Raw genomic sequence first — 25415 nt, 5'->3', positions numbered from 1 at the left:
ACATGGATAGACTGTCAGCCTCCACCACGCTCCCGGGTGCCGTCACCCGGCCGGCCTTCGACCCGAAGACCCTGAAGCCCGGCATCCTGCATATCGGACTGGGCGCCTTCCATCGCGCCCACCAAGCGGTCTACAACGACCTCGCGCTGGCCAAGGAACCGGGCGACTGGGGCATCGTCGGCGTCAGCCTCCGCTCGCTCGACATCGTCCGCGACCTGCGTGCCCAGGACAACCTCTATTCCGTCGTCACCCGCAGCGGTGCCGGCGAGAGTGTCCAGGTCGTGGGCTCGATCGTCGGCGGCATCTCGGCGGTGGAAGACCGCGACGAACTGCTGGCCCTGCTCGTCGACCCCTCGATCCGGATCGTCACGATCACCGTCACCGAAAAGGCCTATGGCCTCGATCCTCGCACCGGCGGCCTCGACCGCAACCACCCTTCGGTCGCCGCAGACCTCGCCAACCCGAGCGAACCGGTGGGCGTCATCGGCTATCTCGTGGAAGGCCTTGCCCGCCGCCACGCCCTCGGCACGGAGCCCTTCACCGTGCTCTGCTGCGACAACCTACCGACCAACGGCCGGATCGTCCGCCGCCTGGTGATCGAGATGGCCGGAGCGCGCGATCAGGCACTCGCCACCTGGATTTCCGGCCACGGCGCCTTTCCCTCCAGCATGGTCGACCGGATCGTGCCGGCCGCGACCGACGAAGGCCGGGAGAGGGCGGCTGCGCTGCTGGGCGCCGAGGACGCCCTGTCGCTGGAAACCGAGCCCTTCATGCAATGGGTGATCGAGGACCATTTCGTGTCCGGCCGTCCCGCCTGGGACAAGGCCGGGGCGCTCTTCGTCGGTGACGTCGAGCCCTACGAGAAGATGAAGCTGCGGCTCCTCAACGGCGCCCACTCGATGATCGCCTATCTCGGCCAGGCGAAGGGGCTGGAATATGTCCGCGACGTCATGGCCGTGCCGGAATACCGGGACCTTGCCCGCCGCCACATGCAGTCGGCCCGCAGGACGCTCGATCCGGTTCCGGGGATCGACCTCGACAACTACATCGACCAGCTGATCGAGCGCTTCGAGAACCCGACGATCGCCCATCGGACGAAGCAGATCGCCATGGACGGCAGCCAGAAACTGCCGCAGCGCATCTTCGCCGGAACGGTGGAGGCGCTGGAGAAGGGCGAGGAGGCCGATACCGCGGCACTCGCGACGGCGCTCTGGATCGCCTACGCCAAGCGTACGCCGGATATCGACGATCCGCGACGCGACGAGTTGCGAGCAGCGGCATCCGAGCCCGCCGGCGACGACGCCTCCGCCCCCTTCTTCGCCCTGCCGGGCCTCTTCCCGCAGCCGCTGATCGACAACCGCGAATGGCGCGACCTGGTCAACGCCAGGCTGGCGGACATCGAGGCAGGACGGATCTGAACTGTCCGCAGAAAGTTGCCCCTTGCCCTGACTTAACTCAGGGCAGAGGAACCGCCCCTCACCCTGACCCTCTCCCCGCATGCGGGGAGAGGGGACGTGCCCTGCTCGGCGCAGGAGAGGGGACGTGCCCTGCTCGGCGCAGGAGAGGGGATGTGCCCTGCTTGGCGCAGGAGAGAGAGGCGAGGTTCACGCGGACGGTGCGATGGGACGAAGCGGTGCGGCTTCGCGTCCTTCTCCCGTCACGACGGGGAGAAGGTGGCGGTAGCCGGATGAGGGGCAGCCGCCGGCGGGAGACGCCGCTCACCCCCTGAACGTGTACTCCGCGATCGAGGCCGGCTTCATCTCGATCGAGAAGCCCGGCCGCGACGGCGGCATGTAGGCGGCGTCCTTGATCACGCAGGGGTCGATGAAATGCTCGTGCAGGTGGTCGACATACTCGATCACGCGGCCGTCCTTGGTGCCGGATACGGCGACGTAGTCGATCATCGACAGGTGCTGGACATATTCGCAGAGGCCGACGCCGCCCGCATGCGGCCAGACGGGAAGATCGTACTTGGCAGCGATCAGCAGTACCGCGAGAACCTCGTTCAGACCGCCCATGCGGCAGGAATCGATCTGCACGATGTCGATCGCGCCCTCGGCGATGAACTGCTTGAACATGATGCGGTTCTGGCACATCTCGCCGGTCGCGACCTTGACCGGGCCGATGGCCTCGCGGATCTTGCGATGGCCGGCGATGTCGTCGGGGCTGGTCGGCTCCTCGATGAAGAACGGGTTGGCGAAGGCGAGCTTTTTGACCCAGTCGATGGCCTGGCCGACCTCCCAGACCTGGTTCGCGTCGATCATCAGGTAGCGGTCCGGGCCGATCACCTCGCGGGCGATGGTGAGGCGGCGGATATCGTCCTCGAGATCGCGGCCGACCTTCATCTTGACGTGGTTGAAGCCCGCATCGACCGCTTCCTGGCAGAGGCGGCGGAGCTTGTCTTCCGGATAGCCCAGCCAGCCGGCGGAGGTGGTGTAGCAGGCATAGCCCTCCCGCTGCAGCGTGGCGATGCGCTCCGCCTTGCCGGTCTCCGCACGCTTCAGGATGGCGACGGCCTCGTCCCTGGTCAGCACGTCGGTGAGATAGCGGAAGTCGACGATGTCGGCGATCTCCTCGGCGGAAAGCTCCGACACGAGCTGCCAGACGGGCTTGCCCTGCTGCTTGGCGAGAAGATCCCAGAAGGCGTTGACGACCGCGCCGGTGGCGAGATGCATGGCGCCCTTGTCGGGGCCGATCCAGCGCAGCTGGCTGTCGCTCGTCAGGTGGCGCCAGAACCGGCCGGGGTTCTGGCGGAAGGTTTCGAGCTCCTGCCCGACCACCAGGTGCCGCATCGCCTCGATCGCCATGCAGCAGATGTCGTTCCCGCGACCGATGGTGAAGGTCAGGCCGTGGCCGGCCAGGCCGTCGCTGTCGGTATCGAGGATGACATAGGCCGCCGAATAATCGGGGTCCGGATTCATCGCGTCGGAGCCGTCGAGGCTTTGCGAGGTCGGAAAGCGCAGGTCGAAGACGCGAAGGTCGGTAATGCGGGTCATTGGCAAACTCTGTTGGTCGGATGAAGGGTCAGATGGTCCAGCCGCCGTCGATGCAGAAGGCCTGGCCGGATGTGTAGGTGGCGCCGGCGATGTAGACCGCGAGATCGGCGATCTCCTCCGGCGAACCGAGCCGGCCCATCGGCTGGCGGGCGATGAAGGCGGCGCGCGCCGCGTCGTAGTCGCCCTGGGCGCGCATGCGATCCTGCAGGGAGGGGCTCTCGACCGTGCCGGGGCAGATGCAGTTGCAGCGGATGCCCTGCGTCACGAAATCCGCCGCGACGTGCTTGGTGAGCCCGATGACCGCCGCCTTCGTGGTCCCGTAGGCGAAGCGGTTCGGCACGCCCTTGATGCTGGAAGCGACGGAAGCCATGTTGATGATCGAGCCGTCATTGCGCTCCAGCATGCCCGGCAGGACGGCGCGGATGGTGCGGATCATCGCCCTGACGTTGAGGTTGAAGGCGAAGTCGAGATCGGTGTCCTTCATCTCAAGGATCGAGCCGCCATGCACGACGCCGGCGCAGTTGAAGAGCACGTCCACCTGGCCGATCTTCGCTACCGCCGCGTTGACCGCCGCCTCGTCCAGCACGTCGAGCCGGGATGCGGTGAGGTTCGGCAGGGCCGGAAGCTCGGAAAGCGCCTTCTCGTTGATGTCGGTGGCGTGAACGGTGGCGCCGGCCTCGGCGAAGGCAATCGCCGAAGCGCGGCCGATGCCCTGGCCGGCGGCGGTGATGAGAACGGTCTTTCCTTGAAGGGTCTTCGTCATGTCATTCCTCGGGTTGTCTCGATGCGCGGTCAGTCATGATGGAAGACCTCTTCCATCATGGCCCACCATTCTCCCTCCTTACGGCTTTCCAGCGGCCTTTGGCAGGGGATGGTGAAGGACCACCACTCCTGGTTCTTCGGGTCCGCCGCCATCCTCGCCATATCGGCTTGAAAGTCGGTCCCGTGATACTCCCAGACGCCGAACAGCAGGTTCTCCGGCTCGCGCAGGAAGATCGTGTAGTTGCGGATGTTGCACCGGGAGACGAGGGAAAGGATCTCCGGCCAGACGGCCGCGTGGAGCCGCTTGTATTCCGCGATCATCCCAGGCTTGACGCCGATGACCATGCCCATGCGCTGCATTGACTGTCTCCTCAGACTTCGATGAGCGCCTTGACGACGCCGGCGGCCGGGTCGGTCAGTCCGGCAAATCGTTCCGGGACGTCCGCAAGCGTCATCCGGTGGGTGATCAGCGCCTCCGGCACCTTGCCGGAGCGCAGGGCGTCCATGACGCGCTCGAAATCCTCGACGGTGGCGTTGCGGCTGCCCAGCAGCGAGGTCTCGCGCTTGTGGAACTCGGGATCGGAAAAGCGGATATCGCTCGCGACGATCGAGACCAGCACATAGGTGCCGCCGTGGCCGACGAAGCCGAAGCCCCGCTCCATCGCGCCCGGATTGCCGGTCGCGTCGAAGACGACGTCGAAGAAGTCGCCGCCGGTGATCTCCGACAGCGCATCCTGGTCGCCCTCGCCGAGCTGGACCGTGCGGGCGTCGAGATGCCGGGCCGCGAAGGAAAGGCGGTCGGCCCGCCCGTCGAGGAAGGTCACCTCGCCGCCGTTCAGCCGGGCGAAGATCGCGACCGCCATGCCGATCGGGCCAGCGCCCACCACCAGCACCTGCTGGCCTTCCTCCACCTTCGCCCGTGCCACGGCATGCGCGCCGATCGCGAGGAACTCGACGAGTGCGGCCTGGTCGAGGGTCAGCCCCTCGGCCTTCAGCACGAACTGCTCGGGCAGGCTCAGATACTCGGTCATGCCGCCGTCGCGGTGGACGCCGAGCACGCCGATATTGCGGCAGCAGTTGGTCTTGCCCTTGCGGCAGGCGCTGCAGTGGCCGCAGGAAATGTAGGGAATGATGGAAACGACGTCGCCCGCCTTGAGCCGGCCGCCGGCCGGTGCCTCCTCGACGGTGCCGGCCAGTTCGTGGCCCATGACGCGCGGATAGGAAAGATAGGGCTGGTTGCCGGTGAAGATGTGCATGTCCGTGCCGCAGACGCCGACGCGCCGGACCTTCACCAGCACCTCGCCCTCGCCGCGGGCGGGCCGGTCTCGGTCGGTGGCGGTAAGCTTGCCGGGGGAATCGCACATGATGGTAAGCATGGGAGGGAACCTGTCAGATGGCTGGGCGGGATGTTCCGCCGAGGGAGTAGAAACGGATGGCATTGCCGCCGAAGACGGCATCGCGATCATCCGGCGGGACGATGTCGAGGCACTGGGCGTGCCAGGCCCGGTAGTCGCCGGCAAGCCGCAGCACCGGCCAGTCGCTGCCCCACATGACGCGCCGCGGGCCGAAGAGGTCGAGGACCGTTTCCGCATAGGGCCGCACCGCCGCGGGCTTCTGGTCTCCGGCTTCGGTCAGCAGTCCCGACAGCTTGCAGTGTACATTGGGCAGTTCCGCAAGCGCCTTCATGCGGGCGTACCAGTCCACGAACCGGCCCTCGGCAATCAGCGGCTTGGCGCAGTGGTCGACCACGATCGGCAGGCGGGTGGCGCGACGGGCAAAGGCGAGAAGCGCGTCGAGGTGGCGCGGCAGGATGAGCGCGTCGAAGACGAGACCGGTATCGATCATCGCCGAAAGGGCGGGTTCCAGCGCGGGATCGTCGATCCAGCGGTCGTCCGCGATGTCCTGCAGCATGGGCCGGAAGCCCCTGAGCATCGGGTCGCGCGCAAGCCGTTCGATCGCGGCGGCTGCATCCGGCGACTTCAGGTCCGTCCAGCCGACCACCCCGAGGATGAAGGGGTTGGATCGGGCAAGGTCCAGCATGAACGCCGTGTCCGCCTCGGTCTCCATCGTCTGCACGAGAACCGTTCCGTCGATGCCGGCTTCGCGCAGAAGCGGCTCCAGGTCCCCGGGCATGAAGTCGCGGTGGATCGCCGCCAGTTCCGGCGGCGGCCACTGTCCGGCGCGGTCGGCGATCCGCCAGAAGTGCTGATGGGCGTCGACGCGCATCGCCTCAGGCTCCATCGCCGGGCAGGGGCGTGCCCTCGGCAATCAGGCCCCGGCTGCGAAGCGAGACCCAGAAGGAGGCCGGAATGGTCTCCGAGAACCAGGCGACGTTGGACCGGACCTGTTCCGCCGTCCGCGCACCGGAGACGATCGTCACGACGGCCGGATGGCTCAGCGGGAAATGCAGCGCGGCCGCCTGGAGCGACACGCCCTCTTCCTCGCAGGCGATCCGCAGGTCCTCGACGCGGGAAAGGATTTCGGCCGGCGCATCGGCATAGTTGAACTTCCTGTTTCCGGCGAGGATACCCGAATTGAAAGGGCCGGCCGCGACGATCGCCACGCCGCGCCTTGCGCATTCGTTCATCAGCGGCAGGCTTTCCTGCTCCAGGAGCGTGTAGCGGCCGGCAAGCATCGAGACGTCTATGTCGAAGACCTTCATCGCGTCGCGGATCGCCTGCCACTCGTTGACGCCGAGGCCGACGGCCTTCGTGGAGCCTTCGTCCCGGAGCTTGCCGAGAGCCCGGAAGCCGCCGCCATCGGTAAGCTGGCTCCAGTAGTGATGGTGCTTCTCGCCGTGCGTCATGCGGCCGATGTCGTGTACGTAGAGAATGTCCGGCTTCAGGATCCCGAGGCGCTGCTGGCTTGCCTCGAAGGAGCGCATGATGCCGTCATAGGTGTAGTCGTAGACCGGCCGGAAGGGCAGCGGCCGGACATAGCCGTCCTCCTCTTCCCCGACCGTCTCGTCCGGGGTCATGACGCGGCCGACCTTGGTGCTGAGCACGTAGCTGTCGCGCGGCAGGTCGGTCAGCATGGTGCCGAGGCGGCGTTCCGAGCGGGTATAGCCGTAGAAGGGCGCGGTGTCGAAATAGCGGATGCCGGCATCCCAGGCCGCCTGGAACGCACCGGCGGATTCCGCGTAGCTCGTTACGCGATAGAGATTGCCCATCTGGGCGCAGCCGAGGCCCACCAGGGTAACGTTCACATCGGCGCGGGGAAGCTTTCGGGTTTCGGCGGCGTTCATCGGGGCGGTCCTTGTGAAAGGAGGCGCGCGTCATGTGCGACGCGCGCCGATGGAGGAAGATCAGTAGAGGACGTTCTGGGCCTCCGGCTTGTCGATATTGTCCTTGGTGACGACGACGACGCCGGTATCGACGAACTTCTCGACCTTCTCCTTGTTGATGATCTTGTTGACGGTCTGGACGCCGAGTTCGCCCATCTGGAAGGAACCCTGCACGGCAATGGCCGACAGCGTGCCGTCCTTGACGAATTCCTGCAGGTCCTGGTTGCCGTCGAAGCCGACCGCCACGACCTGGCCTGCCTTGCCGGCCTGCTTCAGCGCGCGGCCCATGCCGATGGCCGTCGGTTCGTTGGCGCCGAACATGCCCTTGAGGTCTGCGTTGGCGGCCAGAACGTCGGTCGTCTGGTTCAGCGCCGTCGCCATCTGCGACTGCGAATAGTAGGGGCCGACGATCTCGAGCTTGGAGTTGGCCTTGATGTAGTCGGTGAAGCCGCCCACGCGGCCGATCTCGGAACCGGCGCCCGCCACGTAGGACATGACGGCGATCTTGCCTTCGGTGCCGACCTTGTCGATCAGCGCCTGGGCCGCGAGTTCGCCGGCCTTCTTGTTATCGGTGGCGAGGAAGGACTGGTAATATTGCTCCGCACCGTCCGCGAGCATGGAATCGACGATCACGACCGGGATGCGGGCTTCCCAGGCCTTCTTGACCGCCGGCACGAGGGCGTCCGGATCCGAGGGCGCAAGCACGATGCCGGCGACGCCGCGGTTGACGGCGTTCTCGACCATGTTGACCTGGTCGGCGATGGCGGATTCAGCGGCCGGACCCTGGAAGGTCATCGTGTGCCCCGGGATATCCTTCATGGCGGCATCCGCGCCCTTCTGGACGTTCTGCCAGAAGGTCGAGTTGACTGTCTTGACGATGACGGCGATCTCGCCGGCCTGGGCCGAAGAGTAGGCGCCGATGGCGATGGCAGATGTCAGGAATGCTGCTGCAAGCTTCTTCATTGTCTTCCTCCAAAACGATTGGCCTGACCGGCCGGTTCCCGGGGAGCTCCTCACGCCCCGTGCATGTCGCGGATAAGGTCCGCACCCTTTCTTCACCGGCGGTTGCGCAACTGGTCGATCCAGACGGTGCCCAGAATGACGAGGCCGATGATGATCTGCTGGGTGAAGGCTGAGACGCCGTTCATGTTGAGGCCGTTGCGCAGGATGCCGATCACGAAGGCGCCGATGGCCGTGCCGGAGATCGTGCCCACGCCGCCGATCAGCGAAGTGCCGCCGATGACCGCGCTGGCGATGGCGTCGAGCTCGTACATGACGCCCTCGTTCGGCTGCGCGGTGACGAGCCGGGACATCAGGACGCATCCGGTAAGGCCGGCAAGCGTCCCGGAAAGCACGTAGGTGAAGCTGACGACGCGGCCGACGTTGACGCCGGAAAGACGGGCCGCATCGGCGTTCGAGCCTACCGCATAGATATGGCGGCCGAGAACGGAACGGTTCAGCATCAGCGAGACGGCGATCGCGATCACCACCATGAGGATGACGGGATAGGGGATGCCGGGGAAGACCACGGTCGGGAAACCGTCGTCGCCAATCGTGACGATGCGGAAGAGCGAGCCGTTGCCGAGGACGCCGAAAGTCTCGCCGAGCCCGGAAACGGCCCGCGCCCCCGTGATCTGCAGCGCCACGCCGCGAGCGATCAGCATCATGCCGAGGGTCGCGATGAACGGCGGCAGCTTCATCTTCGTGACCAGCAGGCCGTTGATCCAGCCGCAGACGGAGCCGGTCAGGATGCCGATCAGCATGGCGAAGGGCACCGGGATGCCGAAGTCCCGCACCGCCAGTGCCGCGACCACGCCCGCCAGCGCCAGCACGGAGCCGACCGACAGGTCGATCCCTCCGGTGATGATCACGCAGGTCGCGCCGATCCCGAGCAGCGCGATCGACGTCACCTGAAGCGCGATCGTCATGGCGTTGTTGACGGTGAAGAAGGCGCTGCTCGTCAGCGAGAACACCGCGATCAGGACGAACAGGCTGCCGAGGGCGGCGAACTTCTGGATGATGTCCTTCTGCCGGTCGGTCAGGCGGCGGCTCTTCGGCGCGTTTGCGTCTGCGATAGTCATCCTCAGTGTCCCCTTGGTCCATAGCCGGAGGCGTAGCGCATGATCTCCTCCTGGTCCGTCGCGCGCGTATGGAGCACGCCGGTGATGCGGCCGCCGTGGAAGACCGCGACGCGGTCGGTCATGCCGAGGATTTCCGGCAGTTCGGAACTGATCAGCACCACGCCGATGCCCTGCGCGGCAAGCTCATCCATGATCTGGTAGATGGCGAATTTCGCGCCGACATCGATGCCGCGCGTCGGCTCGTCGAAGAACATCACCTTCGGCTTTCGGAAGAGCCACTTGCCGATGATGATCTTCTGCTGGTTGCCGCCCGACAGGAGACGCACCGGCTGCCTGATCGAGGGCGTGCGGATGTTCAGGAGCCGCACATAGTCCTGCGTCACCTGCGCGTGGCGCGCGAAATCGATGAAGCCGAGGCCGTTCGAGACCTCTTCCATGTTGGCGAGCGTCATGTTGGCGTCGACCGGCATCTTGATCGCCAGGCCCTGCGCCTTTCGGTCCTCCGACAGATAGGCGACGCCGGCGGCGATGGCATCGCGCGGCGAGCGGATCGAAAGCGTCTCGCCGTGCAGGGTGATGGTCCCGCCGTCGAGCGCGTCGGCACCGAAGATGGCGCGCGCGACTTCCGTCCGTCCGGCTCCCATCAGGCCCGCAAAGCCGAGGATTTCCCCGCGGCGAAGCGTGAAGCCGATATCGGAGAAGACGCCCTCGCGCCTCAGCCCCGCGACGCTGAAGATGACATCCTGCGACGGCGTCGAGGTCCGCTCGGGAAACTTCTCCTCGAGCGAGCGGCCGACCATCTTCGCGACGATCGCGTCGACGGTCGTGTCGGCGAAGTCGTCGGTGGCGATGTAGCGACCGTCGCGCAACACGGTGACCCGGTCGACGATCTCCGCCATCTCGTCCAGCCGGTGCGAGATGTAGACGATGCCGACCCCTTCGGCCTTCAGGTCGCGGATGACCTTGAAGAGCAGCCGGGTCTCCTGTTCGGTGAGCGACGAGGTCGGCTCGTCCATGATGAGCACTTCGGCGTCGAGCGACAGTGCCTTGGCGATCTCCACCATCTGGCATTGCGCCACCGAGAGCGTCCGCACGGCTACGTCCGGCCCGATGTCGACGCCGAGGCGGTCGAGGCAGCGCTTCGCATCGGCGCGCAGTTTCCGGCGGTCGACCAGGAAGCCGCGGCGCGGTTCGCGGGCCAGATAGATGTTCTCGGCCACCGACAGATGCGGGACGAGGTTGAGTTCCTGGTGGATGATCGCGATGCCGGCGGCTTCCGATTCCAGAGGGGAGGCGAAGCGTCGCTCCTCGCCCTTGTAGACGATGCTGCCGCCGCTCGGCTGGTAGACGCCGCTGATGATCTTCATCAGCGTCGACTTGCCGGCGCCGTTCTCGCCGCAGACGGCATGGACCTCGCCGCGGCGCAGGTCGAAATGCACGTCGGCGAGAGCGAGGACGCCCGGAAATTCCTTGGTGATGCCGTGGAGGCGAAGCAGCGGCTCGCCGTCGGCGGGGCCGGACAGGGCGCGTTCGACGCGCGCAGACGTTTCCATGCTGCCTCCTCCCCTCAACATTTTTTCCGCTCGGCCGGGCTCCTCCCGCCAGCCTCCAATGGTTACTCCTCGTCATCCAAACTGGTCAAGCCAATTTTGCGGACGAGGTTTTTGCCTGTCATGCGCATCGGTCAAAATCCTTGTTATACCAGTGACCTCCGGCCGCGCATTCGGCTTGCCCGCCCCGTGAGGAGCTACTATGGTAAGGCCAGATGCAGGGAACGCGGAAACCCATGAACGGACCCATCAAGGCGGCAGAGCCGCGGCGGCTCTACCAGCAGATCGCCGACCAGATACGGACGCTGATCCAGGGAGGCCACTTCCCGCCCGGTGCCCGCCTGCCCGCGGAACGGGATCTCGCGCAGCAACTCGGCGTCTCCCGCCCGTCTCTCCGCGAGGCGCTGATCGCGCTGGAAATCGAAGGCAGCGTCGAGATCCGCATGGGGTCGGGGATCTACATCACGGCCGAATCCGACCGTCGTCCGCTGCAGACGGGCTCGATGGGAGAGAGCCCGATCGAGTTGATGGAGGCGCGCGCCGCCGTCGAGGGGACGGTCGCGCTTTCGGCCGCCGCCAGGGTTTCCCCCGAGGGACTGACCCTGCTGCGCGAAACGCTCGACGCCATGCGTGCCGAGATCGAGGCGGGCCGCAAGCCGCTGGACCAGGACCGGATCTTCCACCTCACGATCGCCGCCCAGGCCGGCAATTCCGTGCTGGCGCACATTGTCGGCGACCTGTTCGACGAGCGCCACAGCCCGATATCCGCCCAGTTGCGGACACGCTTCGAGACGCCGGAAACCTGGCATCTCGCGCTCCTCGAGCATGAGGCGATCTTCACCGCCCTGCAGGCGCGCGATCCGCTCCTCGCCCAGGCGATGATGCATGCGCATCTGGAACAGTCGAAGCGCCGGTGGATGGAAAACGAGCCGCGCTGAGCCACACAATCGAAAATCAGGAATACTCCCGGGAGGGGGAAGCAGTCATGGATGCCATCATCACACCCGTCATCATTCTCAATCCGGCCGATGATGTCGGTGTCGTTCGCCGTTCCGTGCAGGCGGGAAATCCCGTCGGCCACGGCGATCTCGTCGCGCGCGAACTGATCGGCCGCGGCCACAAGGTCGCGCTCCGGCACATTCCCTCGGGGGCCGAGGTGAAGAAATACGGGCAAGTGATCGGCGTCGCGACGCAGGATATCGAGCCCGGCAGCCACGTCCACCTGCACAACCTCGCCATGCTGCCCTCCGAGCACGAACACCAGTTCAGCGTCGATATCGAAGAGAAGGGCATGCTGCCGGAAAGCGAGCGGCGGACCTTCATGGGCTATGACCGCGGGATCGGCGGCGCCGGCACGCGCAACTACATCGGCATCATCTCCTCGGTGAACTGTTCCGCCACCGTGTCGCGCTACATCGCCGACTACTTCAACCGCATGGGCGGGCTGGACGGGTTCGACAATATCGACGGCGTGGTGGCCCTGACGCATGGCGGCGGCTGCGCGCTCAACAACAAGTCGGAAGGTTACCGGGTGCTGATCCGCACCATCCAGGGCTATGCCAAGCATCCGAACTTCGGCGGCATCCTGATGATCGGTCTCGGTTGCGAAACGAACCAGATCGGCCCGATCCTCGAGCACTACAAGATGGAGGAGGGCAGCCGCCTGCGGACCATGACGATCCAGCAGCACGGCGGCACGAAGAAGACCATCGACGCGGCGATCGAGATCATCAAGGAGATGCTGCCGGGCGTGAACGCCGCGGTGCGCACGCCCCAGCCGCTGTCGAAACTCAAGGTCGCCCTCGAATGCGGCGGGTCCGACGGCTATTCCGGCATCTCCGCCAACCCGGCACTCGGCCACGCCTCCGACCTCATCGTCCGCAACGGCGGCACCACTGTGCTCTCGGAAACGCCGGAGATCTACGGCGCGGAACACCTGCTGACGCGGCGGGCCGTCAGGCCGGAGGTCGCCGAAAAGCTCATGCAGCGGATCGAATGGTGGCGTGACTATACCGCACGCAACGGCGACGAGCTCAACAACAATCCGTCCCACGGCAACAAGCTCGGCGGACTGACGACGATCCTGGAAAAGTCTCTCGGCGCCGTCGCCAAGGGCGGCTCCATGCCACTCAAGGCCGTCTATGAATTCGCCGAGACCGTGACCGAGCCCGGCTTCGTCTTCATGGATACGCCCGGATACGATCCGGTGGCGGTGACCGGGCAGGTCGCAGGCGGCTGCAATGTCATCTGTTTCACGACCGGACGCGGCTCGGTTTCCGGCTTCAAGCCGTCGCCCTGCATCAAGATCGCCACCAACTCCGAAATGTACGAGCACATGAAGGAGGACATGGATCTCAACTGCGGCGGGATCGTCACCGGCGAGGAGACGATCGAGCAGTCCGGGCAGCGGATTTTCGAGGAGATACTCGCGGTCGCGTCGGGCAGGAAGACGCTGAGTGAAGTCTATGACTACGGCGACAATGAATTCGTGCCGTGGCAGATCGGTGCGGTGACCTGAGCCACCGCACCGGGTTTCCTATCGGGCCGGCTTGTTCTGCGGCTTCATAGCGCGCATGGGCTGGGCGGAGGCGGGGGCGATGAACCTCTCCCGCTCCCGCCACACGGCGGGCAGCGCCAGCAGGGCAATCCCCGCGAACGCGATGGCCGTCTTCGTCACCTCGCTCAGCTGCGGCGAGCGGCCGTCCAGATAGTAGACGCCATAGACGATCGCCACGTGCCAGACATAGACATAGAGCGAGTGGCGGCCGAGCAGCTGCAGGAACTTCAGCGAGAACACCCAGGTGAGGACGCCTGCAGCCTTCTGGACGAAGGATGACGGGTGTCTCGGACCTGCGACGAGAAGCCAGGTGACGAGTGCGGCAACCGCGATGAAGTTCAGGAGGTAGACCGGGCCGAAGTCGGCGCGGATCTCCATCGAGGCGAACTTGCCGATCATGAAGTCCGGCATCAGCCCGTTCGCCGTCATGATGCGCAGCGGCAGGAAGAACAGGACGAGGATCAGCGCCATCTTCGGGATGAAGGTGTTTTCCGGCGTCAGGATCCGGTTCCAGTCGATCTTGTTCGTCGAGGTCATCGCGCCGAGGACAAGCCCGGAATAGAAGACGATCTGCCAGCCGAGAAGGTTGAAGCTGGCGCGGATGCCCTGGTCGTCCGGACCCATCACGGCCTGGTTGAGCGGCTCGGTGACGATCCGGTGCAGGCCAAGCTGGCCGGCCATCCACAGGGTGAGCGAGGCGGCGAGCACGTAGTGCCACTTGTCCTCGATCACCAGCTTCACGAGCATGGGTGCAAACAGCATGTAGACGATGTATTGCGGCAGGATGTCCATGAACGTCGGCTGGAACAGGAAGGTCGCGATGGCGGCGAGACGAAGCGGATCGTCGAAGGTCGTATAGCCCAGCCAGTTGTACCAGACGCTGTAGGCTTCCGGCAGGATCATCTGTGCGGCGAGCACGGCAATCACGATCCCCATCGCATAGCGGTAGAGTTCGAAAGCCCGTGAATAGATCGCCTGGCGCCCGACGGCATAGCCGTTCTTCATCATCTTGCGGGCATAGACCATGCCGATGAGGAGGCCGGACAGGAAGACGAAGCCCTGCGCGTCCTCGACGAATGCCAACTGGTTGTGGTTGACTTTCACCAGCCAGTAACCGCCGGCGAAGATCAGGTGGTTGATCAGCATGAAAACGAGGAAATAGCCTCGCATACCATCAATAATATCGAACCTTTTCATCGGTCGCGGTCTCCGTATTGCCGTGCCGATGCGCCTGGGCCGCCCGGTCGGTATGGCCTCTTCGGGCCAGGATATTCAGCGCCCCAACGCAGCAATCACGCGGTGAGTTCCGCGCGTCCGCGCCGGACTTTCTAAAGTATTAGGGAAGAGTGGATGACTGCCGGATGAACGCCGGGTCTATTCCGCCGCCATGCGCTTGATGCCGGCGACCTGGGTGAGGTGGGCGCGCAGGGCAGCCGGCCGCACCGGTTTGTGTTGCAGGGCGATGTCATGGCGCTCCGCCTCCGCCCGCACTTCCAGCGACCGGTCGGCGGTCACGAGTAGCGCCGGAATGTCGGCCTTGTAGGCCTCCCGCAGGCGCATGATGGCCTGGACGCCGTTGCCGTCGCCGAGATGATAGTCGGCGACGACAAGCTCGGGCGGCGGCTCCTGGCTCGCGACCAGTGCCTCGACCTCTCCCATCGACGTCGCCTGCCCGACATTGCATCCCCAGCCGGCGATCAGCAGGGCCATGCCCTCGAGAATTTTCTCGTCGTTGTCGATGCACAGGACCCGGAGCCCCGTCAGCGGCTGCGTGGTTCGACGCCGCTCCGGCCGCTCGGTGGTGCGGACTGTCGATGCCGCTGACATGTCGCGGGGCATGCGGACCCGGAAGACGGTGCCCTTGCCGGGTATCGAGGACAGCTCGACCGGATGGTTGAGGACGCGCGAGATGCGATCGACGATCGAAAGCCCGAGCCCGAGCCCGGCCGCCGTCCGCGCCCCCTCGTCAAGGCGGGCGAACTCCTTGAACACGGTCCGGAACTTCGCAGACGGAATGCCGATGCCCGAATCGACCACTTCGATCACCACCTCCTCCCCGCGCCGGCGCGCCCCGACCAGGATTTTCCCGTCGATCGTGTACTTGATCGCGTTGGAGACGAGGTTCTGGACCAGCCTGCGCAACAGGTTGGCATCGGAGCGGACGCGGATCGAACTCGGAACCACGACGAAACGGAGGTTCTTCTCCCGTGCCATGGGCGCGAAGTCGGTCTCGATGCGCCTCAGGAGCTCGTCGAGCGGTACTGAGGCGATGCGGGGCTTCATGGCCCCGGTGTCGAGGCGGGAGATGTCGAGAACGGCCCCGAGGATCGTTTCCACCGACTCCAGTGCCGAGTCGATGTTGCGCACGAGCGCGTTGTTTTCCGAGTGGCCGAGGCGCTCGACCAGCGCGGAGGAATAGAGGCGTGCGGCATTCAGCGGCTGCAGGATGTCGTGCCCTGCCGCTGCGAAGAAGCGCGTCTTGCCGATATTGGCCTCTTCGGCGGCGGCCCGCGCCTCGGCCAGTTCCCGGTTCACCCTGGTCAGTTCCGCAGTGCGCTCCTCGACCCGTTGCTCCAGCGTCTCGTTGGCGAGCTTCAGGGCGCGATCTGCGGCGACCCGTTCGGTGATGTCGGTGAACGTCGCGACGATGCCCTTGTCGGGCATGGCATTGGACCGCACCTCGATGATGCGCTCGCCGCCGCCCACCACGAGCGAGAAGGGAGCGTCGAGCGTCTGGAACTGGCGGATCACCTCCGCCCTGTGTTCAGGCTGGATGTCGCCTCGGTCCGACAGGTAGCCGACGATGTCGGTCAGAGGATAGCCGACCTGGCCGGACTGCTCCGGCAGGTCGAGGAGGTTACGGAAGCGGCGGTTCCAGATCGTCAGGCAGTAGGAACTGTCGAAGACGGCGATACCCTCGTCCATCTGCGAGAGCGCGGTCTGCAGCATGTCCTGGTTGTATTGCAGCGCCTCGCTTGCCTGGTCGAGCAGCCAGGCCGTGTCCGAATTCGTATCCTCGGCCTTCTGCAGGATGAGCGAAAGGACGAGCCGCGCCGAAGAAGAGCCGATCGCGCTTCCCAGCAGCTGTTCGGAGAAGTGGATGAGCGCCATGTCCGCCGGCTGCCCGTCCTCCAGCCGTCGCCCCCCGGCATTTGCATAGTTGGAGAAGGAGCGCTCCATGCGCTCTTCGCCGAGATAGCGCGCGATCGTCGTCTTGAGGTCACCGACGCTGACGCGGGTCTTCCAGCCCCGGGTGGCAAACTGCGTCCGGCTGTGCCTGCGCACGAAGATGCCCGACTGTATCCGTTCGACGGGGGTCGGGTTGCGCGACAGCGATCCGAACACGAAAGCCGCGGTGTTGATGATCAGGCTGAACAGGGTCACCGTCACCAGCGCGTCCATGTCGGGCCCGGAGAAAAGCCCGGTTCCGGGAAACAGGAAATCGAGAACCGCAGCCGCGACATGGGAGTTGTTCGGTCCGCCAAGGCTCGGGACAAACAGCAGGTAGGCCCAGACGAGGAAGCCGAACGTCATGCCGAGAATGGCGCCGCGGGCGTTCGCCCGCCGCCAGATGAGGCCGCCGAACAGGCTCGGAGCCATCTGTGCGATGGCCGCGAAGGCGAGAAGGCCGATGGACGCCAGGCCGGACTCGCTGTCGGCGCCGCGATAATAGGCGTAGCCGAGCATGAGGACGACGATGATCGAGGTCCGCCGGACCCGCAGCAGGGTCTTGGTGAAATCCGCCCGATGCACGGAACGCCGCATAAGCTTGCGCCGCAGGAGCACCGGCATGACAATGTCGTTCGAGACCATGATCGACAGCGCCACGGAGGCGACGATGACCATCGCCGTCGCCGCCGAAAAACCGCCGATGAAGGCGATAAGCGACACGATAGGCATTTCGTTGGCGAGCGGCAGGAGCAGCACGTAGAGGTCGGCATCGCCCGTGCCCCCGAACTGGACGATGCCGGCAATCGCGATAGGCAGCACGAAGATGTTGATGGCGATGAGATAGAGCGGCAGGAAATAGCCTGCCGTCTTCAGTTCCTGTTCGGTGCGGTTCTCCACAACGGTCACGTGGAATTGCCGCGGCAGTATGATGATGGCGATCGCCGAGAGGACGATCAGCAATATCCATCGGCTGATCGGGGTTTCGTAGGACATGGCCGAGGCGACAAGGAGGCTGTCGGCCGAGCGCTGCCACAGGTCTGCCGGCCCGTCGAAGAGGAAGAAGACCACCGCGATGCCTATTGTGGCGAAGGCGAGAAGCTTCACGACCGATTCCATCGCAACCGCGAGGATCAGTCCGTCCTGGTGCTCGGTCGCGTCCGTGTGGCGGGTCCCGAAGACGACGGCGAAGCATGCCATCAGGACCGTAACGATCAGCGCGAGGTCGATGAAATGCAGGTCGCCGCTGCCGATTCCGTAAGCGGAGGCGTCCACCATGGCGGCGACGGAACTGGAGACGGCCTTCAGCTGGAGGGCGATATAGGGGATCGCCCCGATCAGCGAGATGACCGCGACGATCATCGCGACGGCCGGGTTCTTGCCGTAGCGGGCTGCGATGAAGTCGGCGACGGAGGTGAGCTTTTCCGCCTTGGCGAGTGCCACGATGCGTCGGATGACCGGCATGCCGACGGTGAAGGCGAGGATGGGGCCGATATAGATGCCCGTGAACTCCAGCCCCCGCTGGGAGGCGAGACCCACGCCCCCGAAATAGGTCCAGGACGTGCAGTAGATGGCGAGGCTGAGAGCGTAGACGACCGGGCGACCGCGCGCGGGAACGCCGATCCGCCGGCTCCGGCGATCACCATAGCTCGCGACCGCAAAAAGCAAGAGAATGTAGCCGAATGCCGACAGGAAGATCAGCCAGGCGGGAAGCATGTCTACTCCACTCGGGACGCGCGCTCAGACCGCGCAGGATAGGTGAAAATAGATTGCTTGGAAATCATTGAGGTCTTGGCCTAAAGTCCTAGATGTCACCTCCTGCCAGGGCGTAAAGGAGAGGCCTCGCCGGGCCCGGCGCTTGGGTCGACATGATCGTTACGGAAAGGGATCGCCATGTCCGTTGTTTCTGAGTTCCGCTCTTTCATCGCCAAGGGTAACGTGATCGACCTCGCAGTCGGTATCATCATTGGCGGCGCGTTCACGGGCATCGTCAATTCCCTGGTCAACGACATCATCATGCCGGTCGTCGGGGCGATCATCGGCGGTATCGATTTCTCCGACTATTTCATTCCCCTTTCCTCGAGCGTCACCGCGACCACGCTGGCGGCTGCCCGCGAGCAAGGCGCCGTCTTCGCCTATGGCAGCTTCATCACGGTGATCCTGAACTTCCTGATCCTGGCCTGGATCATCTTCCTTATGGTCAAGGTGGTGAACAGGATCCGCCTCGCGGAAGAGAAGAAGCCGGTCGAGGAGGCCGCAGCCCCGCCGCCGGCGGACGTCCTGCTGCTGACCGAAATCCGCGACCTGCTCAAGACACGCGGAGAACCATCACCCAAATCGATCTGAACCTCACCGATTGTCATAGGATTGGAACCGCTGGCTGCGCTATGACGGTCTGACAACGGAGAGTGATCGAATGTCGGTCTTGGACAGTCTGAGCCCTCGCGCGCTTGCAGCGCCCGAGAGCGGTATCGTCGAAGTCATAACCTATGCGCGGGGCCAGGAAGGACTGATCCCGCTCTGGGCAGGGGAGGGCGATCTGCCCTCTCCGGATTTCATAAACAGGGCGGCGAGCGACGCGCTCCTGGCCGGCGAAACCTTCTACACCTGGCAACGCGGGATTCCCGAACTGCGGGAGGCGCTGTCGCGCTACTATGCGCGGCATTTCGCAGTCTCGCTTTCCAGCGACCATTTCTACGTCACCGGGTCGGGCATGCATGCGATCATGCTCGCCGCGCAGGCGGTCACGTCGCCCGGCGACGAGCTGATCTATCTGTCCCCCGCCTGGCCCAACATCGTCGCCGCCACGGAACTCGGCGGCGCGAAGGCCGTGCCGCTGCCCCTGGATTTCGTGAACGGCGGCTGGTCTCTGGACCTGCAGAAGCTGGAGGCGCTGATCACGCCGAAAACCCGCGCGATCTTCGTGAACACGCCCTCCAACCCGACGGGATGGACGGCCAGCAGGGACGAACTGGCCGCCATTCTCGCGCTGGCGCGAAAGCACGGGGTCTGGATCGTCGCCGACGAGATTTATGCGCTTTACTATTACGGAGACGGCGGGCGCGCGCCATCCTTCCTGGATGTGATGGAACCGGGCGAGCGGGTGATCTTCGCCAATTCCTTCTCCAAGAACTGGTCCATGACCGGGTGGCGAGTCGGCTGGCTGCTGGCTCCGCCGGAACTGGGACAGGTCATCGAAAATCTCGTCCAGTATTCCAATTCGGGCGTCCCGCAGTTCCTGCAGCGCGGCTGCGTCGCCGCACTCGACCACGGCGACGACTTCGTCGGCGAGAATTTCGCCAGGGCGCGGGAGGCGCGCGATATCCTCTGCGACGCGCTGATCGCCACCAACAGGGTCGAGACGCTGAAGCCGCAGGGTGCGCTCTATGCCTTCCTCAAGGTGGACGGCGTGACGGACAGCCGGAAAGCCGCGCTCGACATCGTCGACCAGGTCCAGGTCGCCCTCGCGCCGGGCTCAGCCTTCGGGCCGGGCGGCGAAGAGTTCCTCCGGGCGTGTTTCCTGAGGGACCCGACGCAAGTGCGGCTGGCGGCGGAGCGGTTGGCGGATTATATCCTCAAGCTCTGATAGGATCGGCGGCGCGGCGGGAGGAGACATGCCGCGCGTCGCTTCCCGATCAAAGAGAGGCAGGGAGCCTGAACATGGCCGTTCTCGTGACCGGTGGTGCCGGCTATATCGGCAGTCACATGGTGTGGGCATTGCTGGATGCCGGCGAAGAGGTCGTCGTTCTCGACCGCCTGTCCACCGGCTTCCGCTGGGCCGTCCCTTCCGCCGCCCGCTTCTATCTCGGGGATGTCGGCGACAAGCATGTCCTGGCGCAGGTATTCGCGGAGAACCGCATCGATGCGGTCATGCATTTCGCGGCATCCATCATCGTGCCGGAATCCGTGGCCCATCCGCTGGAATATTACGACAACAATACCTGCAAGAGCCGGCTCCTCGTGGAGGCGACCCTGTCGGCCGGCATCAGGCATTTCATCTTCTCCTCCACGGCCGCGGTCTACGGCGACCAGCCGGATGACGCCCCCGTTCTCGAAACGGCGATCACGCAGCCCAAGAACCCCTATGGCCAGTCGAAGCGGATGGTGGAAATCATGCTGCGGGACGCCGCGGCGGCCCACGACCTTCGCTTCGTGGCGCTGCGCTATTTCAACGTCGCCGGTGCCGACCCGCAGGGCCGAACCGGCCTTTCCACGGTGGGCGCCACCCACCTGATCAAGGTCGCCGTGGAGGCCGCACTTGGCAGGAGGCCGGGAGTCGACGTCTTCGGCACCGACTACGCGACGCCGGACGGGACGGGAATACGCGACTACATCCATGTCAGCGATCTCGTGGACGCGCATCTCAAGGCGTTGAGCTACCTTCGCCATGGCGGCGAACCGCTGATCGCCAACTGCGGCTACGGTCGGGGCTATTCCGTGCTGGAAGTCCTCCAGACGGTCATGCGGGTGAGCGGGAAGACGTTCGACGTGAGATACAGCCCGAGGCGGCCGGGTGATGCGGCAAGCGTCGTTGCGGATGCCACCCTGGCGCGATGCCTCCTGGAGTGGACGCCGCGATATGACGATCTCGACGTCATCGTCCGAACGGCACTGGACTGGGAACGTCATTTCGCCGAACGGAATTCCGGCGACCTCCGGGAATCGGGCTAGCCTTGGCTTTTGACCCGTCTTGACGCGGAATACCGCCCGGAATGCCGGGAAAGTGGTTGCATTCCTGCAATCTTAGCTACCCCCTGAAGGGTTTCTTAATTGGGCAGTGATGTGGTGATCCGATTGGGGGATTGCACACATGCCAATGTTCATACGTAGCCTTCTTGTCCTTGCAGCCGTTTCTGTTCTGGGCGTTGCCCCGGCCGTCGCCGGAGAGTGGCTGGTCGACAAGGCCAACCAACAGGTTCAGTACACGGTCGACAAACGGACCTGGCAGCCCGTCACGACGGGAATGACGATTCCGAACAAGGCATGGATTTCCACCGGCCCGCGCGGCCGCGCGGTGCTGACGCGCGGCGTCGAGACCATATCGATACAGCCGCAGACCCTCGCCGCGGTGATCACCACGAATGGCCTGTTCAGCCGCAAGACGGAAGTCGTCCAGCAGAAGGGGGAACTCGCACTCGACATCGAGAAGCGCGGTCGTCCCCACACCTACGTGCACACGCCCTTCCTGGCGGCGGTGGTCAAGGGCACGAGCTTCAGCGTCACGGTTACCCCCACCGATGCCTCGGTCAGCGTAGACGAGGGCCTTGTCGAGGTTTCGTCCTTTACCGGCGGACAATCGACGGATGTCGGTCCGGGCCAGAGCGCGCGGGTCGACCAGTCGCAAACGATGAGCGTCTCTGGGCTTGCCGGCGCCCCCGCGGTTGAATCCGTTTCGCCGACGGCAGCAAGCGTAGCCGCCGTCGGAGCTTCCGCGCCGATCGGTGCCGAGCCGGGTGGTTCCCAAAGCGCCGGTGGCGGCGGGACGAGCGGCGGACAAGAGAGCGGCAGCGGAAACGACAGTGGCAACGACAGCGGCAGCGGAAGCGTATTCGACACCGCCCAGGGCAGCGAAAGCGGGACCGGAAACACGGCCGATAGCGGCAACGCTGATGGCACGGGAGGCGGAAAAGGCAAGGGTAACGGCAACGGAAACGGTAACGGTAACGGTAACGGCAAGGGCAACGGAAACGGAAACGGCCCCGGAAACGGGAATGGCCATGGCCATGGGAACGGCAAAGGCAACGGCCATGGTCACGGCCATGGAAATGGCAACGGAAACTAGTTGGCGGCAGCGCGCGAATTACGCGGATTATCCCTGACGATGCTCCACCGGCTTCCCTCGATGAAACAGGCAATGCGACATGGCGGGCTGACCTGGTCAATCTCGGCCTGCCTGCTTTTGCTGTCCTGTTTCTGGTTGCCGGGCATCTCGACGGTGGAACGGCTCGATGCGCAACTGACCGATTTCCGCGCCGTCAATGCGCCGAGGGCCGCGTCGGATCGGTTCGTCTATCTGGCGATAGACAAGGAGAGCCTCGATCACGTCGGCACATGGCCATGGCCGCGCTCGGTGCACGCGGAGGTCATCGACAGGCTGGTTGCCGCCGGGGCCGGAGATATCCTCCTCGATATCGACTTCAGCACCCCGTCGCGCCCGGAACAGGACCGCGCGCTTGCCGCAGCGCTGGAGCGCGCCGGCGGCGGCGTCATCCTGCCGGTCTTCGAACAGCGCCAGGACATCGATGATCCATCCTCGGCCACGGTCACCGCTCCCATTCCCCAGTTTGCGGAGAATGCGTGGCTCGCAGCCGCCGATGTATCGCTGACCCAGGCGGGTCACTTCCGCTCCTTCGAGACGTTCAGGACAATCGGGGACGAAACCTATCCGTCCGTCCCCGTCGTCCTCTCGGGCATGCCCGAGAACGGCCTTCCGGAGAACCTCGGGATCGACTTCTCGATCAGGCCGGAGACGGTGAGCGTGGTTTCGGTCGCGGACCTCTTGAGGGACGAGGTTCCCGAGAGCATGCTTTCAGGCCGGTCGATCGTGGTGGGGGCATATTCGACGGAACTGAAGGATCAGTTCCCGGTGCCGATCTACGGCATCCTGAGCGGACCGATGCTCCATATCCTTGCGGCGGAAACCCTGCTGCAGGACCGCGTTCCCGGGCGGCTGGCCGGCTGGCCGATATATTGCCTGACGGGGCTTCTCGTCGCGGGGGCGATCATCCGGCGCCAACGGATCCCGGTGCCGGTCTGGGTCGGCGCCGCCATCGCGGTCTCAGTCGCCTCGGAACTGGCGGCCTTTCTGCTGCAGCGGCAATGGTCCCTCGTCCTCCCGACCACGACCATCCACCTGATCCTCGCCATCGGCTTCACGGCGCTTCTGGCGGCCAAGCTCGATCTGACCACATGGCTTGCCGAACTCGCGAGCGCGGAGAAGCGGAATTCGCGGCGGATTCTGAAGCGCGTCATCCAGGACAGCGTCGATGCCGTCTTCATCGTCAACGACGAGGGCAGGATCCTCGACCTCAGCCGCACCGCGGGTGCGTTCGCCCTTTCCTCGTGGGAACCCAGGCGAGGGGCCAGCTTTTCCGACGGGGCTCCGCCGGTCCTCGTAGCGGCGCTCGAGCGCGGTGTGGCCGATCTCAAGGCAGGCAATCGCAATGCGCCCGCAGTCCAGGAGGAGTTCGATCTCGTCTGCGAGGGCCGGAAACGTCATTTCGAAGCGGTGCTGACGATCTCCTCGCTGGAGCATGCCGGCGAAAGCGGCGACGGGCCCGGCGACCGGTCATGCGCTGCCTGCATCACGATCAGGGATGTCACGGCGCGAAAGACCTACGAGGCAAAACTTCGGCGGCTCTCGCAACTCGATGATCTGACCGGCGCCTTCAATCGCCGCGAACTGATCAACCGCATCCGCGAAAGTGCAACGGAGGAAACGAGGCTCGCGGTGGTTGCGATCGACCTGCATCGGTTCGCCACCGTTAACGCGACGCTCGGCCGCAATGCCGGTGACCAGGTGCTGCGCGCCGTCGCCCGTCGGCTGATGGCCGCGGTCAGGGAAATGTCGGCCGCGGCGGAGATCGGTTTCGTCGGCAGGCTGGGCGGCGATGTGTTCTGCGCCGCGATCGCCTTGCCGGGGGATGCGTCGCTCTCCTCTTACGCCGAAAAGGTCGTCGGCGTATTCGCGAAGAGCGTCAATTGCGGGTCGTCCCGGGTCGACGTCTCTGTGCGCGTCGGCGCGGCACTGGCAAGCGATGTCGCCGGAGGCCCCGCCGCATGGATCGATGCAGCCGAGTCCGCCCTCGACAATGCCCGGAAGATCGGCGGCCCTGGATGGTCCGTCCACACGCCGGTCGAGGCCGCGGCCGAAGCCCGTGTCCGGCAACTGGAAAAGGACATGCGGCCCGCGCTGAGGAGAGGCGAATTCTTCCTCGTCTACCAGCCGCAGGTGGACCTGAAGACCGGCGCCATCGTCGGAGCCGAGGCGCTCATTCGCTGGCAGCATGCGGAACTCGGCCTCATTTCGCCGATGGAATTCATCGGCATCGCCGAGGCGAACGGCTTCATCTGCGAGCTCGGACGCTGGGCGCTGGAGGAAGCGTGCAGGGAGGTCGCCGGCTGGCCGTCGCAACTGACCGTCGCCGTCAACTTCTCGCCAGTACAGTTCGCACGGTCGAACGTTCATGAGGACGTGCTGCGTGCGCTTGAACTGTCGGGGCTTCCGCCGGGCAGGCTGCATGTCGAGATCACCGAATCGACATTCATGCTGGATACCGAAAAGCTTCTGGATGACATGCGCCGGCTGAAGACGCTGGGTGTCGAAATCGCTCTCGACGATTTCGGGACGGGCTACTCCTCCCTGTCCTACATTTCCGATTTCCCGTTCGACCTGATCAAGATCGACCAGTCTTTCATACGCAAGCTTGCGGAAGACGCCGCCTCAAGAGCGATCGTGCATGCCGTCACCAGCATCGCCTCGCAGCTTGGCAAGAAAGTCCTGTGCGAGGGGATCGAAGGGGAGACAGAGGCGGAGCTGGTCTCGGTCATCGGATGCCAGCTGGGGCAGGGCTATCACTTCGGCCGGCCGGGGCCAGCCTCGGGTCTCATCGCGCGCGTCGAGGCCGGCATGTCCGCGAAGAAGGTTCCAGCCTGACCTCAGGAAACGGCGAGGTTGTCCGCGCTCAGCACAGGCCGCCGCACGAAATCTGACCCTCGGCTGCGGCCAGGCGAGAATAGAAGACGTTGGCCTGCCGCTCCTGCAGGGTAGACATCGTGCGGTTCAGTTGCTCCCGGGCGACCTTGTCGAGAAGGGCCGCGAATTCCGCCTTGTCCATGCCGTCTGCTTCGAGCATGAGCCCAATCAACGGGTCGGACAGAGCTTCGGTCATGGTGAGATCGGTTTTCATGGCTTCCTCCATGCTCCAATCCTAGCAATCAATTACGACGAAATTAATTCGGACGGCGAGCAAGCACTGCAGGCGGGCGCCGTCGCGTGGAAGGACGGCGCCCGCCGAT

General features: G+C 65.0%; 20 protein-coding genes. 8 read left to right on the top strand and 12 right to left on the bottom strand.

The window, feature by feature from the left end; translation table 11 throughout:
• Positions 1-2 precede the first annotated feature (2 nt).
• Positions 3-1418, top strand: coding sequence for a mannitol dehydrogenase family protein (locus tag ACWGPT_RS19440; RefSeq protein WP_452607287.1), 1416 nt, complete (start codon positions 3-5; stop codon positions 1416-1418).
• A 300-nt stretch (positions 1419-1718) separates the two neighbouring features.
• On the opposite strand, the gene ACWGPT_RS19435 is transcribed toward ACWGPT_RS19440, so the two are convergent.
• The 9 genes from ACWGPT_RS19435 to ACWGPT_RS19395 form a co-directional block, all read right to left on the bottom strand.
• A complete protein-coding gene (locus tag ACWGPT_RS19435) occupies positions 1719-2996 on the bottom strand; it encodes an L-fuconate dehydratase (RefSeq protein ID WP_452607286.1) in 1278 nt (425 codons plus the stop codon).
• Positions 2997-3024: 28 nt separating this feature from the next.
• Positions 3025-3759, bottom strand: a complete 735-nt coding sequence (locus ACWGPT_RS19430; RefSeq protein ID WP_452607285.1) for an SDR family oxidoreductase — start codon at positions 3757-3759, stop codon at positions 3025-3027.
• 29 nt (positions 3760-3788) lie between these two features.
• Positions 3789-4118 carry an L-rhamnose mutarotase gene (locus ACWGPT_RS19425; RefSeq protein WP_452607284.1) on the bottom strand — a complete coding sequence of 110 codons (330 nt, stop codon included), beginning with the start codon at positions 4116-4118 and terminating at the stop codon, positions 3789-3791.
• Between the two features lie 11 nt (positions 4119-4129).
• Positions 4130-5134, bottom strand: a complete 1005-nt coding sequence (locus tag ACWGPT_RS19420) for a zinc-binding alcohol dehydrogenase family protein (protein ID WP_452607283.1) — start codon at positions 5132-5134, stop codon at positions 4130-4132.
• Positions 5135-5147: 13 nt separating this feature from the next.
• Complete coding sequence (locus tag ACWGPT_RS19415; RefSeq protein ID WP_452607282.1) at positions 5148-5984, bottom strand: amidohydrolase family protein; 837 nt, start codon at positions 5982-5984, stop codon at positions 5148-5150.
• Between the two features lie 4 nt (positions 5985-5988).
• Positions 5989-7002 carry an aldo/keto reductase gene (locus tag ACWGPT_RS19410; RefSeq protein ID WP_452607281.1) on the bottom strand — a complete coding sequence of 338 codons (1014 nt, stop codon included), beginning with the start codon at positions 7000-7002 and terminating at the stop codon, positions 5989-5991.
• 60 nt (positions 7003-7062) lie between these two features.
• Entirely contained in the window at positions 7063-8004 is a 942-nt protein-coding gene (locus tag ACWGPT_RS19405; protein WP_452607280.1) for a substrate-binding domain-containing protein, read from the bottom strand.
• A 92-nt stretch (positions 8005-8096) separates the two neighbouring features.
• Positions 8097-9122 (bottom strand): ABC transporter permease, encoded by a 1026-nt coding sequence (locus ACWGPT_RS19400; RefSeq protein ID WP_452607279.1) that lies wholly within the window; start codon positions 9120-9122, stop codon positions 8097-8099.
• Between the two features lie 2 nt (positions 9123-9124).
• Entirely contained in the window at positions 9125-10675 is a 1551-nt protein-coding gene (locus ACWGPT_RS19395) for a sugar ABC transporter ATP-binding protein (protein ID WP_452607278.1), read from the bottom strand.
• 233 nt (positions 10676-10908) lie between these two features.
• On the opposite strand from ACWGPT_RS19395, the gene ACWGPT_RS19390 reads away from it, so the two are divergent.
• Positions 10909-11610 carry a FadR/GntR family transcriptional regulator gene (locus tag ACWGPT_RS19390; RefSeq protein WP_452607277.1) on the top strand — a complete coding sequence of 234 codons (702 nt, stop codon included), beginning with the start codon at positions 10909-10911 and terminating at the stop codon, positions 11608-11610.
• A gap of 47 nt (positions 11611-11657) precedes the next feature.
• Positions 11658-13190, top strand: a complete 1533-nt coding sequence (locus tag ACWGPT_RS19385; RefSeq protein ID WP_452607276.1) for a UxaA family hydrolase — start codon at positions 11658-11660, stop codon at positions 13188-13190.
• 18 nt (positions 13191-13208) lie between these two features.
• Here the strand turns inward: ACWGPT_RS19385 and ACWGPT_RS19380 are convergent, their stop codons facing one another.
• Together ACWGPT_RS19380 and ACWGPT_RS19375 are read right to left on the bottom strand one after the other, a co-directional pair.
• The gene (locus tag ACWGPT_RS19380; protein WP_452607275.1) at positions 13209-14426 is read right to left on the bottom strand and encodes an OpgC family protein; all 1218 of its coding nucleotides are present in this window, start codon (positions 14424-14426) and stop codon (positions 13209-13211) included.
• 177 nt (positions 14427-14603) lie between these two features.
• A complete protein-coding gene (locus ACWGPT_RS19375; RefSeq protein WP_452607274.1) occupies positions 14604-18113 on the bottom strand; it encodes a PAS domain-containing hybrid sensor histidine kinase/response regulator in 3510 nt (1169 codons plus the stop codon).
• A 177-nt stretch (positions 18114-18290) separates the two neighbouring features.
• Between ACWGPT_RS19375 and mscL the strand changes: the two genes are divergently transcribed.
• The 5 genes from mscL to ACWGPT_RS19350 all read left to right on the top strand — a co-directional run bounded on the left by mscL (position 18291) and on the right by ACWGPT_RS19350 (position 25053).
• A complete protein-coding gene (gene mscL, locus ACWGPT_RS19370) occupies positions 18291-18743 on the top strand; it encodes a large conductance mechanosensitive channel protein MscL (RefSeq protein ID WP_452607273.1) in 453 nt (150 codons plus the stop codon).
• A gap of 70 nt (positions 18744-18813) precedes the next feature.
• Positions 18814-19983 carry a pyridoxal phosphate-dependent aminotransferase gene (locus ACWGPT_RS19365; protein WP_452607272.1) on the top strand — a complete coding sequence of 390 codons (1170 nt, stop codon included), beginning with the start codon at positions 18814-18816 and terminating at the stop codon, positions 19981-19983.
• 74 nt (positions 19984-20057) lie between these two features.
• Positions 20058-21068: a UDP-glucose 4-epimerase GalE gene (galE, locus tag ACWGPT_RS19360; protein ID WP_452607271.1), complete on the top strand. Its 1011-nt coding sequence runs from the start codon at positions 20058-20060 to the stop codon at positions 21066-21068.
• 139 nt (positions 21069-21207) lie between these two features.
• Positions 21208-22179 (top strand): FecR domain-containing protein, encoded by a 972-nt coding sequence (locus ACWGPT_RS19355; protein ID WP_452607270.1) that lies wholly within the window; start codon positions 21208-21210, stop codon positions 22177-22179.
• A gap of 60 nt (positions 22180-22239) precedes the next feature.
• Positions 22240-25053, top strand: coding sequence for an EAL domain-containing protein (locus ACWGPT_RS19350; protein ID WP_452607269.1), 2814 nt, complete (start codon positions 22240-22242; stop codon positions 25051-25053).
• A gap of 28 nt (positions 25054-25081) precedes the next feature.
• Here ACWGPT_RS19350 and ACWGPT_RS19345 read toward each other — a convergent pair whose 3' ends face one another.
• Complete coding sequence (locus tag ACWGPT_RS19345; protein ID WP_452607268.1) at positions 25082-25318, bottom strand: hypothetical protein; 237 nt, start codon at positions 25316-25318, stop codon at positions 25082-25084.
• Positions 25319-25415 lie beyond the last annotated feature (97 nt).

It is taken from the genome of Pseudorhizobium sp. NPDC055634 (assembly GCF_053618655.1).
This window is presented reverse-complemented; position numbering and strand designations above follow the sequence as displayed.

Coding starts and splice junctions, on each gene's coding strand:
- ACWGPT_RS19430 (WP_452607285.1), bottom strand. CDS start 3,759: ATGACGAAGACCCTTCAAGGAAAGACCGTTCTCATCACCGCCGCCGGC.
- ACWGPT_RS19435 (WP_452607286.1), bottom strand. CDS start 2,996: ATGACCCGCATTACCGACCTTCGCGTCTTCGACCTGCGCTTTCCGACC.
- mscL (WP_452607273.1), top strand. CDS start 18,291: ATGTCCGTTGTTTCTGAGTTCCGCTCTTTCATCGCCAAGGGTAACGTG.
- ACWGPT_RS19390 (WP_452607277.1), top strand. CDS start 10,909: ATGAACGGACCCATCAAGGCGGCAGAGCCGCGGCGGCTCTACCAGCAG.
- ACWGPT_RS19415 (WP_452607282.1), bottom strand. CDS start 5,984: ATGCGCGTCGACGCCCATCAGCACTTCTGGCGGATCGCCGACCGCGCC.
- ACWGPT_RS19400 (WP_452607279.1), bottom strand. CDS start 9,122: ATGACTATCGCAGACGCAAACGCGCCGAAGAGCCGCCGCCTGACCGAC.
- ACWGPT_RS19355 (WP_452607270.1), top strand. CDS start 21,208: ATGCCAATGTTCATACGTAGCCTTCTTGTCCTTGCAGCCGTTTCTGTT.
- ACWGPT_RS19405 (WP_452607280.1), bottom strand. CDS start 8,004: ATGAAGAAGCTTGCAGCAGCATTCCTGACATCTGCCATCGCCATCGGC.
- ACWGPT_RS19380 (WP_452607275.1), bottom strand. CDS start 14,426: ATGAAAAGGTTCGATATTATTGATGGTATGCGAGGCTATTTCCTCGTT.
- ACWGPT_RS19440 (WP_452607287.1), top strand. CDS start 3: ATGGATAGACTGTCAGCCTCCACCACGCTCCCGGGTGCCGTCACCCGG.
- ACWGPT_RS19365 (WP_452607272.1), top strand. CDS start 18,814: ATGTCGGTCTTGGACAGTCTGAGCCCTCGCGCGCTTGCAGCGCCCGAG.
- ACWGPT_RS19385 (WP_452607276.1), top strand. CDS start 11,658: ATGGATGCCATCATCACACCCGTCATCATTCTCAATCCGGCCGATGAT.
- ACWGPT_RS19425 (WP_452607284.1), bottom strand. CDS start 4,118: ATGCAGCGCATGGGCATGGTCATCGGCGTCAAGCCTGGGATGATCGCG.
- ACWGPT_RS19350 (WP_452607269.1), top strand. CDS start 22,240: ATGAAACAGGCAATGCGACATGGCGGGCTGACCTGGTCAATCTCGGCC.
- ACWGPT_RS19375 (WP_452607274.1), bottom strand. CDS start 18,113: ATGCTTCCCGCCTGGCTGATCTTCCTGTCGGCATTCGGCTACATTCTC.
- galE (WP_452607271.1), top strand. CDS start 20,058: ATGGCCGTTCTCGTGACCGGTGGTGCCGGCTATATCGGCAGTCACATG.
- ACWGPT_RS19410 (WP_452607281.1), bottom strand. CDS start 7,002: ATGAACGCCGCCGAAACCCGAAAGCTTCCCCGCGCCGATGTGAACGTT.
- ACWGPT_RS19345 (WP_452607268.1), bottom strand. CDS start 25,318: ATGGAGGAAGCCATGAAAACCGATCTCACCATGACCGAAGCTCTGTCC.
- ACWGPT_RS19420 (WP_452607283.1), bottom strand. CDS start 5,134: ATGCTTACCATCATGTGCGATTCCCCCGGCAAGCTTACCGCCACCGAC.
- ACWGPT_RS19395 (WP_452607278.1), bottom strand. CDS start 10,675: ATGGAAACGTCTGCGCGCGTCGAACGCGCCCTGTCCGGCCCCGCCGAC.